Raw genomic sequence first — 14,480 nt, forward strand, 5'->3', positions numbered from 1 at the left:
GACAGGGCCAGGCCCGCATGCCGCAAGGCGCGGCGCTGTTCGCCGGCGCCTGCGCCGGCTGTCACAGTACGGCGGCGCCGATGATCGCCACCGGCGGCCGGCCATCGCTGGCGTTGAGCACCGCCGTCGCCGGCGACCGCCCGGACAACCTGATACAAATCGTGCTGAACGGCGTGCCGTGGAAGGAGCCGCATCCCGCCACCTTCATGCCGCCGTTCGCCGCCACGCTGACCGATGAGCAGATCGCCGACATTGCAAACTACATCCGCGCCGACATCGCCCATCGTCCGGCCTGGAAGGATGTCGGCCAGCGCGTCACCGCCATCCGCAAGGAGAATCCATAATGAGCACCCTGATCGTCAACGGTGTCCGCCACACGCTGGACATCGATCCCTCCACCCCGCTGCTGTACGCCCTGCGCAACCAGCTGGAACTGAACGGCGCCAAATTCGGCTGCGGCATGGGCCAGTGCGGCGCCTGCACGGTGCTGCTGGACGGCCAGCCGGTATTCGGCTGCATCACGCCGGTATCGGCCTGTGAAGGCCGCAAGGTGCGCACCATCGAAGGACTGGGCAACGCCGCCCATCCGGGCCCGCTGCAGGCAGCTTTCATCAAGCACCAGGCGGCGCAGTGCGGCTACTGCATCGCCGGCATGGTGGTGCGCGCGCAATCGCTGCTGGAGCAGCATCCGCATCCGACCGAGGCGCAGATCCGCGCCTACATGGAGCCCAATCTGTGCCGTTGCGGCACCCACATGCGCATCATCGCCGCCATCAAAGAAGTGGCCGACGGAGGCAGGGCATGAAAGAACAGACTGTCGATTTGCGCCGTCGCGCCGTCCTCAGCGCCGGCGCGCTGGTATTGGGCTTCACGCTGCTGCCGCGCCGCGCGCTGGCCGAATTCAACGGCATGGGCGTGCCGCCCATCGCCAACAAGGATCTGGCGGGCAGCCTGCAGCGCACGCCGATGCTGGACGCCTGGATCAAAATCGCGCCGGACGGCAAGATCACAGTCTTCACCGGCAAGGTGGAACTGGGCACCGGCGTGCGCACCGCGCTGCTGCAGGTGGCGGCCGAGCAGCTGGACGTGGCGCCGGCCGCCATCAATTTCGTCACCGCCGACACCGGTTTGACGCCGAATGAGGGCTTCACCGCCGGCAGCCACACCATGGCCGACAGCGGCACCGCCCTGCTCAACGCGGCGGCGCAGGTGCGCGCGCTGGTGGTGCAGGGCGCGGCGGCACAGCTGAAAGTGAACGCCGCCGATCTGCGGACCAGCAACGGCGTGGTGATCGCGCCGGACGGTCGCAAGCTGCATTATGGCGAAGCGGTGCGCGGCGTCGACCTGCACCGCATGGCGCAGGTGCGCTCGCCGCTCAAGGAAGCCCACAGCTACAAGGTGATCGGCGCTTCGCTGCCGCGCGTCGACATCCCCGCCAAGCTGACCGGCGGCACCGCCTACGTGCAGGACATGCGCCTGCCGGGCATGGTGCATGCGCGCGTGGTGCGTCCGCCGGTGTACGGCGCACGCCTGCTGTCGGCCGATATCGAGGCCGCGCGCCGCATGCGCGGCGTGCTGAAGGTCCACGTGGACGGCAACTATCTGGCCGTCATCGCCGAGGACGAATGGCTGGCGGTGCTGGCCATGCGTGCGCTGTACGCCAGCGCCAGATGGTCGCGCGGCGCCACGCTGCCACAAGCGGCCGGCATCCACGCCACGCTGCGCGCCCTGCCCGCGCAGGATATCGTCATCGCCGACCAGCGCGGTCCCGCCGCCGATGTCGTCACCACGCTCAAGCGCCGCTACACCAAGCAGTACGTGCTGCACGGCTCCATCGGTCCATCCTGCTCGGTGGCGCTGCTGGAGGAAGGCACGATGACCGTCTGGACCCATACCCAGGGCGTCTATCCGCTGCGCGCGGCGCTGGCCGAGATGCTGTCCATGCCGCTGGACGCGGTGCGCTGCGTGCATACCGAGGGCGCCGGCTGCTACGGCCAGAATGGCGCCGACGACGTGGCCGCCGATGCGGCCCTGCTGGCGCGCGTCATGCCGGGCCGGCCGGTGCGCGTGCAATTGATGCGCGACCAGGAAAATCAATGGGAGCCCTACGCGCCGGCCATGAGCACCGCGCTGGCCGCCTCGCTGGACGCCGCCGGCCGGATCTGCGACTGGCAGTACGAACTGTGGAGCGGCTCGCATAACGAACGTCCCGGCAACGCCGGCAAGCTGATACCGGCGCAACTTCTGGCCAAACCGTTCGTCCCCAGCCCGTCGCAACCGATGCCGATGCCGGAGGGCGGCGGCGACCGCAATGCGATTCCGCTGTACACGCTGCCGAAAGCCAAAGTCACCAACCACTTCCTGCCGGTGACGCCGCTGCGTACCTCCGCCATGCGCTCGCTGGGCGCTCACATCAACCTGTTCGCCATCGAAGGCATGATGGACGAACTGGCCGCTGCAGCCAAGGCCGATCCGGTGGCATTCCGCTTGCGCCATCTCGACGACGCGCGCGGCCGCGAGGTGATACAGCGCGCCGCCCAGGCGTTCGGCTGGAACCAGCGCGAGCGCCGCCGCGATCACGGCTACGGCTTCGCCTTTGGCCAGTACAAGAACATCATGGCGTATGTGGCGCTGGCGGTGGAATTGCGCGTCGAGCGCAGCACCGGCGCGGTGCATATCCTGCGCGTGACGGCGGCCGTGGATTGCGGCCAGGGCGTGAATCCGGACGGCATCCGCAATCAGATCGAAGGCGGCATCCTGCAATCGTCCAGCTGGACCCTGTATGAAAAGCTGCAGTTCACGCCGGACGCCATCACCAGCGTCGATTGGGCGGCCTACCCCATCATGCGCTATTCGAACGTGCCGGAGAAAGTGGAAGTGATCCTGATCGACCGCCCCGGCGCGCCGTTGCTGGGCGTGGCCGAGGCGGCACAGGGCCCGATGGCGGGAGCATTGGGCAACGCGTTGGCCGATGCCACCGGCAGGCGGCTGTACGATCTGCCGCTGGCCGGTCCGCATTTAAAGAGCTAGCAGCTCCTCGATGAACGCCGCAAACGCCCGCGCCTTGGCGCTGGCCTTGCGGCCGGACGGGAACACCGCCCACAGGTCCACGTCCGGCAAAGTCCAGTCTTCCAGCACGCGTTGGATCCTGCCATCGGCCAGTTCCGGCGCGAACATCCATTCCGATACCACCGCCAGTCCCATATCGGCCAGCACGGCGGCGCGCACGCCTTCCGCCGCTGACACCCGCATGCGGCCTTCCAGCGACACCGGCTCCTGTTCCTCGTCACGCTGGAACAGACAAGTCTTGCCGCTGCCCGGGCGGCTGTAGACGATGGCCTGGTGCGCCACCAGCTCCGACGGATGCCGGGGCGTGCCGAAGCGTGCCAGGTAAGCCGGCGTCGCCAGCACCGCGCGCGGGCTGCGGCCGATGCGGCGCGCCGTCATGTCCGAATCGATCAGCGGCCCGATCCGCAGCGCCAGATCGGCGCCGCCTTCCATCAGGTCGATATTGCGGTCGTCCAGTACCACGTCCAGTTTCAGTTGCGGATGCTGGTCGAGAAAGCGCTGCAGGTACGGCATCACGTGCAGCCTCGCGAAAGTCACAGGCGCCGACACCACCAGCCGGCCACCCAGGCCGGTGCTGGCGCCGCGCGCGCTGTTGTCCGCTTCCGCCGCCGCGTCGAGCGCACGGCGCGCGCCCTGATAATAGGCCAATCCCGATTCGGTCGGCGCCAGGCCGCGATTGGACCGCAGCAGCAGCTTGACGCCCAGGCCGGATTCCAGCTGCGCCACCACTTTCGAAACAGCGGGCTGCCCGACGTTCAGGCGGCGGGCGGCCTCCGAAAAGGAGCCCGCCTCCACCACGTGGACCAGCGTTTCCATCGCCTGCCAGCGGTCCATGGCGCTCAGCCCAGCGCCGGATAATCGGTATAGCCGCGCTCCGTGCCGCCGTAGAACGAGAAGGGGTCGGGCGTGTGGTACGGGCCGCCGGCGGCGATGCGCGCCACCAGATCGGGATTGGCCACGTACAGCCGGCCGAACGCCACCATGTCGGCCTTGCCGTCCTCCACCAGCGCCTGCGCCTGTTCCGGCGTCAGGCCGGCGTTGGCGATCAGCGTGCCGCGGTAATTCGAGCGGATGATATCCAGGATGTTCGGCATATCCGCCGTGCCGCCCCAGGCGTTGGTGTCGGCGCCGTGGATGTAGCCGATGCCGTATTCGTCCAGCATGCGCGCGACGTAGCCGTAGGTTTCAGCCGCATCCGGATCGGTGGCGTTGTTATACGCCGCAAAGGGGGAAATGCGCACGCCGATACGGTTTTTCGGGAACACCTCCAGCACCGCTTCGATCACCAGGCGCAGGAAGCGGGCGCGGTTTTCCAAGCTGCCGCCGAATTCGTCGCCGCGCCGATTCACCAGCGGCGACAGGAACTGCTGCGGCAGATAGCCGTTGGCGGCGTGGATTTCGACGCCATCCAGTCCGGCGCGCTTCGCATTCTCCGCGCCACGGCGGAATTCGGCGATGGCGGCATACACCTCCTCATTCGTCATGGCGCGCGACGGCGACGCATAGATGCGGGTGTAATAGCCGTTGGCCATGGCGCCGTAGACCTGCAGCAGTCCCAGATCGTCGTTGTAACCGGAGGGGGACAGCGGCTCGGCGCCCTTCAGCAGCGCGTACGAACTTACGCGGCCGCTGTGCCACAGCTGCATGAACATCTTGCCGCCGGCGGCGTGCACCTGCTCGGTGACGCGACGCCAGCCCGCCACCTGGGCTTCGTTATGGATTCCCGGCGCCAGCTCGAAGGCGGCGGAATTCGGCGAGACATTGGTGGCTTCGGTGATGATCAGGCCCGCGCTGGCGCGCTGGCCATAGTATTCGGCGTTGAGCGCCACCGGCACGCCATCGGCGCCGGAACGTGCGCGCGTGATGGGCGCCATGGCGACGCGGTTGGCAAAGGTCAGATCGCCGATGGTGACGGCCTGCAGCAGCTTGGACATGGATGGCTCCAGTGAGTTGAACGATGCAGCCACTTTACCGGCGCCGAGACGCGGCGATAAGACAGCGCCGGACGCGAATACCTTTGCGTCAGACGCAAAAGCGCGCGTCGGCGGAAATCGGTGCTACATTGGCCGGATTCGATCCTTTGTCTTTATTTATGCCGGCAGCTTTCGCACCTAAAATCGATTCATCGATCACTCCTTTCCTCTGCCATCATGAAAACCAAACTGTTACCGGCATCCTTCTTTGCATTGACGCTCGGACTGGCCGAAACCGGCAACGCCTGGCGTTTCGCCCATAAGCTGTGGGCCTTGCCGCCGCTGGCGGGCGAAGTGCTGCAGGCGCTGGCCATTCTCTCCTTCCTGGCATTCGGCGCACTGTACCTGCACAAATGGATGGCGCACCGGGCCGCGGCGGCCGCCGAAACCCGCGATCCGGTGCAATCGGCCTTCCTGGCGCTGATTCCGGAATCGGTGATCCTGATCGCGCTGGCGCTGCAGCCGTACACGCCGACGGTGGCGGCGCCGCTGTTCTGGATCGGCTCCGCCGCCAACCTGGCGTATGGCGCCTGGCGCCTGGCCGCCAACTGGAGCCGCCAGCGCGAGGCTGCTCAGATCGTGCCGCCGCTGTACCTGCCCTACACCGCCAGCATATTGGTAAACGCCCTGGCCGCCGGCATCTTCGGCTACACCGACTACGGCTGGATGTTGTTCGGCATCGGCGGCATCTCGTGGCTGATCCTGGATTCGTCCATCACCCACCAGCTGATGAGCGGCGGCCTGGCGGACAAGACCCGCAACTTCATGGGTATCTACAGCGCGCCGCCGGTGGTGGCCCTGGTGGCCTACCAGGTGTTGAGCGGTCCTGACGCCAGCACCGCCGTCATGTATGCGTTGGCAGGTTACGCACTGTTCGTGTTCGCCGCTCTGGCGCTGGCCATGCCGTGGCTGGGCCAGCAGGACTTCGCTCCGGGCTACTGGGCTTACACCTTCGGCCTGGCCACACTGGCCCAGGGACTGATGCTGATGTCGGAACAAGTACACAACGCGATACTGGAAACCGTCGCCGCCGCGGCTTTCGGCGCCACCCTGCTGCTGGTGCTGTATGTGGCCTGGGGCTCGCTGCGCCTGCTGTCGCGCGGCGCCTACTTGCCGACGGCCCCGGCCGCACCTGTCGTCGCGGGACGCCCATCGTGAAAGCCCTGGCGCTCGTCATCTTCCCCGGCGTGCAGTCGCTGGACGTCTCCGGACCGATGGATGTCTTCGCCGAGGCCAACGGCTTCCTGCCGCCGGACCAGGGCTACCGCCTGGTCACGATAGGCACCGTGCCTTCGCCGATCCGCGCCTCCAACGGCCAGCTGCTGGTGGCGGATCTGGAGCTGGCCCAGGCCGGCCTCGACTACGACATCGTGCTGGCCGCCGGCGGCCCGCATCTGGCGCACGAACAGAACGACGCCCGCCTGTCCGCCTGGCTGCGCGAGGTGGCGCGGCAGGTGCCGCGCTACGGTTCCATCTGCACCGGCGCCTACCTGCTGGGCCGCGCCGGCCTGCTGGACGGCAGGCGCGCCACCACCCACTGGTCGGATGCCGCCAGACTGGCGGCCGACTTTCCGCTGGCGCAGGTCGAACATGACCGCATCCATGTGCGCGACGGCGGCCTGGTGACGTCGGCCGGCGTCACCGCCGGCATCGACCTGGCGCTGGCGCTGGTGGCGGAAGACCACGGCCCCGCAGTGGCCCTGGCCGCGGCCAAGCGCCTGCTGGTGCTGGCGCAGCGCCAGGGCGGGCAGTCGCAATTCAGCCCCTACCTGAGCGAAGCCACCGCGCCCGACGCGCTGGCCACGGTGATCCAGGGCTATGTGATGGACAATCTGGCGCAGGCGCTGTCGGTCGAACATCTGGCCGATGTCGCCGGCATGAGCACGCGCAATTTCGCCCGCCAGTTCGTCAAGGAGATGGGCGTGACGCCGGCAGAATTCGTCCAGCGCGCCCGCGCCGACGCCGCGCGCAATCTGCTGGAAGGCAGCGAGCTGCCGCTGAAGACCATCGCCTACCGCTGCGGCTTCGGCAGCGCGGCACGCATGCGGCTGGTGTTCGCGCAGCGCTTCGGCGTCACGCCCAACCAGTACCGCGACAGCTTCCGCGTCGGCTGACGCGACTCAGGCCACGCGCACGCCCCGCAGCAGCGCGTCCAGCCGGCACAGGTCCACCGGCTTGGTCAGGTGCGATTCGAAGCCGGCGGCCAGCGCCTGCTGGCGGTCCGCATCCTGGCCGTAGCCCGTCACCGCGAACAGATGCAGCGCGCCGGCCCCCGGCTGCTCGCGCAGGCGCATCGCCAATTCGTAGCCGTCCATGCCGGGCAGGCCGATATCGAGCAGGCCAATCTGCGGCCGGAACTGCGGCGCCAGCGCCAGCGCGTCGGGCGCGTTGAACACCACCCTGACCGTATGGCCCAGCAGTTCCAGGCCCTCGCCCAGCGCGCGCGCCGCATCCTCGTTGTCGTCCACCACCAGGATCGACAGACCGTGCGGCGCCGGCGCCGGCGCCGCACGCTCCGCGCCGCCACCGCTCTCGGCGCCGCGCTCCTGCAAGGCCGGCATGCGCACCGTGAACACGCTGCCCCTGCCCGCGCCGTCGCTGCGCGCCTCGACGCTGCCGCCATGCAGCTCCATCATGCTGCGCGCGATCGCCAGCCCCAGGCCCAGCCCGCCCTGCGAGCGGCTCAACGCCTGGCGCGCCTGCGTGAAGCGCTCGAACACGGAGCCGATCATCTCGGCCGAAATGCCCATGCCGTTGTCCGACACGTCGACCACCACCTGCCCGCCCTCGCGCCGCGCGCGCACGGCCAGGGCGCCACCCGGCTCGGTGTACTTGGCGGCGTTGTTCAGCAGGTTGGCCAGCACCTGCGCGCAGCGCCCCGGATCGGCCAGCACCGGCAGGCCGGTGGCCGGCACCTCAACCGTCAACTGATGTCGCTTCTGCTCGATCAGCGGGCTGGCGGTTTCGATCGCGCGCGTCACCACATCCGCCATTTCCACCACCTCGCGGTGCAGCTGTATCTTGCCTTCGGCCACGCGCGATACGTCCAGCAGGTCGTCCACCAAGGCCACCAGGTGCCTGGTCTGACGTTCGATCACGGCGCGTTCCTTGAGCGCGTAGTCGCCGCCGCGCATGCGCATCAGTTGCAGCGCGGTGACGATGGGCGCCAGCGGATTGCGCAGCTCGTGGCCCAGCATGGCCAGGAATTCGTCCTTGGCGCGGTTGGCCGCTTCCGCCGCCAGCTTGGCCCTGGCCAGCTCGGTCACCTCGAACGCCACCACGGCGACGCCCTGCGGGTTTCCCTCCTCGTCGAATAGCGGCTGGTAGACGAAATCGAAGCAGCACTGGGTGGGCTGCTGGTCCGGCGCGCGTTGCATCATCAGTTGCACCGAGCGGCCGACGTAGGGCTGGCCGCTGGACAGCACACCGTCCAGCAGTTCGTAGATGCCCTGCGCCGCCAGTTCGGGAAACGCCTGGCGGACGCTCCTGCCCAGCAGCGGACGCGGCCCCACCAACAGCTGGTAGTAATCGTTGGCCTGTTCGAACACGTGTTCCGGCCCATTGAGGATGGCGATCGCCACCGGCGCCTGGCTGAAGATGCTCTGCAGCCGGCGCGCGGCGGCATTTTCCACGACCCGCACGCGTTGGCGCAACCGCAGCACCTCGATGCGCGCCAGCAGTTCGCGGCCGGAAAAGGGCTTGACCAGGTAATCGTCTGCGCCGGCCTGCAATCCTTCCAGCCGCGCCTCCTCGCCGGCGCGCGCCGACAGCATGATGAACGGGATATCGCGCGTGGCCGGCTGCTTGCGCACCGCCGCCAGCAGGCCGAAGCCGTCCAGCTGCGGCATCATCACGTCGGACAGGATCAGGTCCGGCACCTCGTGCGCCAGTATTGCCAGCGCTTCCACGCCATTGGTGCAGACCTGCACCTGCCAGTGCGGTTGCAGCAGGCGGCGCAGGTAATCGCGCATGTCGGCGTTGTCGTCCACCACCAGCAGGCGGCCGTGGCGGTCGCCCTGCTCGACCGGCGCCGCGTCCTGCTGCACCCAGCCTTCCGCTTCCGCCACATAGGCCGCCACCGCCGCCGATGCCGCCGGCACGGATGGCTGGCGGTGGACCGGCGCCGTGTCCACCTGCGCGGCCGGCAGATGCGCGTGCCCCAGCGGGATCGTCACGCTGAACATGCTGCCGCTGCCCATTTCGCTCTGCACGCCGATCTGGCCGCCGTGCAGCGCCACCAGGTCGTGCACCAGCGCCAGGCCGATGCCCGAGCCCTCGTGCGTGCGCGAGCGCGCGCCCTCCACGCGGTGGAAACGCTCGAACAGATGCGGCAGCTGATCGTGCGGTATGCCGGTGCCGGTGTCCGCCACCTCCAACCGCAGTTGGCCGCCGGCGATGCGCTGGCGCACGCGGATGCCCCCTGCGAAGGTGAACTTGAACGCGTTCGACACCAGGTTCAGCACGATCTTCTCCCACATCGACGGATCGACATACACCGGCTGCGCCAGCGGCGGGCAATCGACGTCCAGTGTCAGGGCGGCGTTTTCGACGGCTGAACGGAAGCTGCTGGCCAGGTCGGTGGTCAGCGCGCCCAGTTCGACCGCGGCGAAATGCGCCTGCGCGCGGCCGGCCTGCACGCGCGAGAATTCCAGCAGCGTGTTGACCAGCTTTTGCAGCCGCAGTGCGTTGCGATGGACGATCTCCAGGCGCTGGCGCTGTACCACCGGCAGTTCGGCGCCGGTATCCTGCAGCGCATCCTGCACGGGCCCCAACAACAGCGTCAGCGGGGTGCGGAATTCGTGGCTGACATTGCCGAAGAACTGGGTCTTGGCGCGGTCCACCTCGGCCAGCATCTCCACCCGCAGCCGTTCGTCTTCGGCGGCGCGGGCCTGGAGGATGGCATTGCCGGTCTGCGTCGCCAGCAGTTCCAGGAAGCTGCGGTAATCGGTGTCCAGATGACGCGCCGCACTTACCCCCAGCACCAGCGCGCCGGCGGCCTGGGTGGCGCCCGACGCCAGCAGCGGCAGGACCAGCGCCTCGCGCAAGGACTGCTGCGCCAGACCGGGCGGCAGTCCGGCGGGGACGGCGTCCGCATCCCAGGCGACGCGCCGCGGCGCCAGGTCGGCGATCACCGCATCGACCTGGAACAAGCTGCGCGCACCGTCGATCTGCGCATGCGTGGCCTGCTGCAGCCGACCCGCGCCGTCGCCATCCGCCAGATACAGCTGAGCGAACGGCACGTCATCCGGGTTGCCGGAAATCGCATCGATGGCGATCGCGCAGGCGCCGTGCAGCGTCTTCTCCTGCAGCGTGCGCGCATTCAGTTCCGACAGCGTGCGCAGACGGCGCGCGTTCAGGTGGCGGCTGGTGACGTCCAGATTGGGGCAGAACAGGCCGGCCACATTGCCCGATTCGTCGCGGATCGGACTATAGGAAAACGAATAAAACACCTCTTCCAGGATGTCGCCGCGGCGCATGAACAGCCGCGTGTCGTCAGCCATGACCGCCTCACCATTGCCGAACACCCGGTCCACCAGCGGGCCGCACACCTCCCAGATCTCGGCCCAGACCTCGATCATCGGCCGCCCCAGCGCCCACGGATGCTTGGATTTGCTCAGCACATCGATGTAGGCGTCGTTGTATAAAAACGTCACTTCCTCGCCCCAGCCCAGCCACATCGGCTGCGGCGAATTGAGCATCAGGCTGATCACGGTTTTCAGGCTGTTCGGCCAGGCGCCGATCGGTCCGAGCGGGGTGGCGGTCCAGTCGTGCGCCCAGATCAGGGCGCCCAGCTCGCCGGGGGCCGCCAGGAAGCGCGGGAGATTGGTGGACGATGCGGCGTACAGTGTCATGGGCGGACGCAGTAAAATTCATGAATAACAATATTTCTAGCCTATCATGTTCAGCCCGGCAGCAGCGCCGATTTGACTTTGGCGCCGCCGCCCCCATTTGCCTGCCTATGACGAAAGCGCCCAAAGCCGCCGGCCAGTATCGCTTCCATCCCGCCGTGGCGGAGTGGTTCGATACCGCGTTCGCGCAGGCGACCGAGGCGCAGCGCCGCGCCTGGCCGCTGATCCAGGCCGGTCAGACCACGCTGATCGCCGCGCCCACCGGTTCCGGCAAGACCCTGACCGCCTTCCTCGCCGCCATCGACGCGCTGGTGCGCGAAAGCGCCGCCGCGCCCCTGCCGGACGAGACACGGGTACTGTACGTGTCGCCGCTGAAGGCGCTGTCCAACGATATCCGCGTCAACCTGCTGGCGCCACTGGAAGGTATCGGGCGCGCGCTCGAGGCGCACGGCCTGCCGCCGCACGGCATCCGCGCCGCCGTGCGCACCGGCGACACCACCCAGGCCGAGCGCAACGCCATGCGCCGCCGCGCGCCGCACATCCTGGTGTCGACGCCGGAGTCGCTGTACGTGCTGCTGGGTTCCGACAGCGGCCGGGCCATGCTGTCCAAGGTGCGCACGGTGATCGTCGACGAGATCCACGCCGTCGCCGGCAGCAAGCGGGGCAGCCATCTGTCCCTCAGCCTGGAGCGGCTGGATGCGCTGTGCGGCCGGCCGCCGGTGCGCGTCGGCCTGTCGGCCACGCAGAAGCCGATATCGGCGGTGGCGCAGTTCCTGGCCGGCGCCGGCCGCGACTGCGCGGTGGTGGACGTCGGCCACGTGCGCGCGCGCGACCTGAACCTGGAACTGCCGCCGGTACCGCTGGAGGCGGTGATGGCCAACGACGTCTGGGAGCGCGTCTACGACCGCCTGGCCGAGCTGACCGTCATGCACCGCACCACGCTGATCTTCGTGAACACGCGGCGCATGGCCGAGCGCATGGCGCGCCATCTGGCCGACCGCCTGGGCGGCGAGCGCGTGGCGGCGCACCACGGCAGCCTGGCCAAGGAATCCCGGCTCGACGCCGAACAGCGCCTGAAGCGCGGCGAACTGCAGGTGCTGATCGCCACCGCCTCGCTGGAGCTGGGCATCGACATTGGCGACGTCGACCTGGTGTGCCAGATCGGCTCGCCGCGCAGCATCGCCTCCTTCCTGCAGCGCGTCGGCCGTTCCGGCCACTACGTCGGCGGCATGCCCAAGGGGCGGCTGTTCCCCACCTCGCGCGACGACCTGGTCGAATGCGCGGCGCTGCTGGACTGCGTGCGCCGCGACGAACTGGACGCCCTGCGCGTGCCGCCCGCGCCGCTGGACGTGATGGCGCAGCAGATCGTGGCCGAAGTCGCGTGCCGCGAATGGGGCGAGGACGCGCTGTTCGATCTGCTGCGGCGCGCCGCGCCCTATGCCGGATTGGAGCGCCGGCGCTACGACGAGGTGCTGCACATGCTGACCGACGGCTACACCAGCCGCCAGGGCGTGCGCGGCGCCTATCTGCACCACGACACCGTCAGCCGCACCTTGCGCGGACGGCGCGGCGGCAAGATGACGGCCGTGATGTCGGGCGGGACGATTCCGGACAACGCCGATTACACCGTGCTGCTAGAGCCCTCCGGCCAGAACATCGGCACCGTGCACGAGGACTTCGCGGTCGAAAGCCTGGCCGGCGACGTCTTCCAGCTCGGGAACACATCCTACCGCATCCAGCGCATCGAGTCCGGCAAGGTGCGGGTCGAGGACGCGCACGGCGCCGCGCCCAACATCCCGTTCTGGATCGGCGAGGCGCCCGGACGCACCGATGAACTGTCGATCGGCGTGGCGCGCCTGCGCGCGGAAATCGACCATCTGCTGGCCGCCGCGCCGGACGGCGAGGCCGCGATCGAAAGCGTCGTGGGCTGGCTGGGCGAGCACCTGGGCCTGCGCGACGACGCCGCGCGCCAGATCGCCGACTACCTGGCCCGCTCGCGCGCCGCGCTGGGCGCCCTGCCCAGCCGCGACACGCTGGTGATGGAACGCTTCTTCGACGAATCGGGCGGCATGCAGCTGGTGATCCACGCGCCCTACGGCAGCCGCGTCAACCGCGCCTGGGGACTGGCGCTGCGCAAGCGCTTCTGCCGCACCTTCAACTTCGAGCTGCAGGCGGCGGCCACCGAGGATGCGATCGTGCTGTCGCTATCGGAAAGTCACAGTTTTCCGCTCGACGAGGTGTGGCGCTATCTGAAGTCGGCCACGGCCGAGCACATCCTGATCCAGGCGTTGCTGGACGCGCCGCTGTTCAACGTGCGGTGGCGCTGGAACGCCACCACGGCGCTGGCCCTGCCGCGCTTCACCGGCGGCCGCAAGGTTGCACCGCAACTGCAGCGCATGAAGAGCGACGACCTGCTGGCCGCCGTCTTCCCCGACCAGGCGGCCTGCCTGGAAAACATCGTCGGCGAACGCGAGCTGCCCAGCCATCCGCTGGTCGACCAGACGCTGGACGATTGTCTGCACGAGGCCATGGACAGCGAAGCCTGGCTGGCCCTGCTGCGCCGCATGGAAGCGGGCGAAGTGCGCCTGCTGTCACGCGACCTGCCGGCGCCGTCGCCGCTGGCGATGGAAATTCTCAACGCCCGCCCCTACGCCTTCCTCGACGACGCGCCGCTGGAAGAGCGCCGCACCCAGGCCGTGATGAACCGCCGCTGGACCGATCCGGCCTCCACCGACGACCTGGGCGCGCTGGACAGCGGCGCCATCGCCGCCGTGGCCGGGGAGGCCTGGCCGTCACCGCGCAACAGCGACGAGATGCAGGAAGCCCTCATGTCGCTGGCCGCGATCACGCAGGCGGAAGCGGCCGCGCGGGAAGGCTGGCCGGGCTGGCTGCAATCGCTGGCGGACAGCGGTCGCGCCACCCGCCTGCGCAGCCGCGATGCCGATCTGTGGACCGCGCTGGAACGCCTGCCCTGCGTACAGGCGGCCTATCCGGACGCCGGCGCCACGCCTCCGCTGCAAGCACGCGACAACGGCGAGGAGTGGTCGCGCGACACGGCATTGGTCGAGATTCTGCGCGCGCGGCTGAGCGGCTTCGGCCCGCAGACCGTGGCCGCGATAGCCGGACCGCTGGCGCTGAGCGCTTCCACCGTCACCATCGCCCTGACGCAGCTGGAGAGCGAGGGCTACGTCATGCGCGGCCGTTTCACGCCCGGCACCACGGCGGAGGAATGGTGCGAACGCCATCTGCTGGCGCGGATACACCGCTACACCATCCGCAGCCTGCGGCGCGAGATCGAACCGGTCGAGCGCCAGGACTTCATGCGCTTCCTGTTCGAGTGGCAGCACCTGGCGCCGGACACGCAACTGCAGGGCGAGGACGCGCTGCCGCAGGCGCTGGCGCAGCTTGAAGGCTTTGAAGCCGCCGCCGGCGCCTGGGAAAGCGAGCTGCTGGCGGCGCGCGTCAAGGACTATTCCTCGCTGTGGCTGGACGATTTGTGCCGCGCCGGCAAAATCGTCTGGACCCGCGTCGGCGCGCCGGCCAGCGCCAGCGGCGGCCCGGTGCGCAGCACGCCGCTGGTGCTGCGCAC

The 14,480-nt window shown here is 68.9% G+C and carries 9 protein-coding genes; 6 read left to right on the top strand and 3 right to left on the bottom strand.

The window, feature by feature from the left end:
- From E4L98_RS10525 to E4L98_RS10535, 3 genes are all read left to right on the top strand, one after another.
- The coding region (locus tag E4L98_RS10525) for a c-type cytochrome (RefSeq protein WP_135201516.1) at window positions 1-344 on the top strand (344 nt) is incomplete at its 5' end.
- The gene (locus E4L98_RS10530; protein ID WP_135201517.1) at window positions 344-805 is read left to right on the top strand and encodes a (2Fe-2S)-binding protein; all 462 of its coding nucleotides are present in this window, start codon (window positions 344-346) and stop codon (window positions 803-805) included. The genes E4L98_RS10525 and E4L98_RS10530, both read left to right, overlap by 1 nt.
- A complete protein-coding gene (locus tag E4L98_RS10535; RefSeq protein ID WP_135201518.1) occupies window positions 802-3,030 on the top strand; it encodes a xanthine dehydrogenase family protein molybdopterin-binding subunit in 2,229 nt (742 codons plus the stop codon). The genes E4L98_RS10530 and E4L98_RS10535 overlap by 4 nt, the downstream gene beginning before the upstream one ends.
- Here E4L98_RS10535 and E4L98_RS10540 read toward each other — a convergent pair.
- Window positions 3,019-3,903, bottom strand: a complete 885-nt coding sequence (locus E4L98_RS10540) for a LysR family transcriptional regulator (RefSeq protein ID WP_135201519.1) — start codon at window positions 3,901-3,903, stop codon at window positions 3,019-3,021. The genes E4L98_RS10535 and E4L98_RS10540 overlap by 12 nt on opposite strands.
- Window positions 3,904-3,908: 5 nt before the next feature.
- Window positions 3,909-5,003, bottom strand: a complete 1,095-nt coding sequence (locus E4L98_RS10545; RefSeq protein ID WP_135201520.1) for an alkene reductase — start codon at window positions 5,001-5,003, stop codon at window positions 3,909-3,911.
- Window positions 5,004-5,219: 216 nt separating this feature from the next.
- Here E4L98_RS10545 and E4L98_RS10550 point away from each other — a divergent pair, with 216 nt between their 5' ends.
- Window positions 5,220-6,200 carry an SLAC1 family transporter gene (locus E4L98_RS10550; RefSeq protein WP_135201521.1) on the top strand — a complete coding sequence of 327 codons (981 nt, stop codon included), beginning with the start codon at window positions 5,220-5,222 and terminating at the stop codon, window positions 6,198-6,200.
- Window positions 6,197-7,156: a GlxA family transcriptional regulator gene (locus E4L98_RS10555; protein ID WP_135201522.1), complete on the top strand. Its 960-nt coding sequence runs from the start codon at window positions 6,197-6,199 to the stop codon at window positions 7,154-7,156. Before E4L98_RS10550 ends, E4L98_RS10555 begins: the two co-directional genes overlap by 4 nt.
- Before the next feature lie 6 nt (window positions 7,157-7,162).
- Here the strand turns inward: E4L98_RS10555 and E4L98_RS10560 are convergent, their stop codons facing one another.
- Window positions 7,163-10,894, bottom strand: coding sequence for an ATP-binding protein (locus tag E4L98_RS10560; RefSeq protein ID WP_135201523.1), 3,732 nt, complete (start codon window positions 10,892-10,894; stop codon window positions 7,163-7,165).
- A 107-nt stretch (window positions 10,895-11,001) separates the two neighbouring features.
- Here E4L98_RS10560 and E4L98_RS10565 point away from each other — a divergent pair.
- Window positions 11,002-14,480, top strand: a 3,479-nt coding sequence (locus E4L98_RS10565; protein ID WP_135201524.1) for a DEAD/DEAH box helicase, incomplete at its 3' end; no start/stop codon positions are given.

This window comes from Duganella callida (assembly GCF_004614165.1).
GTDB lineage: Bacteria > Pseudomonadota > Gammaproteobacteria > Burkholderiales > Burkholderiaceae_D > Rugamonas > Rugamonas callida.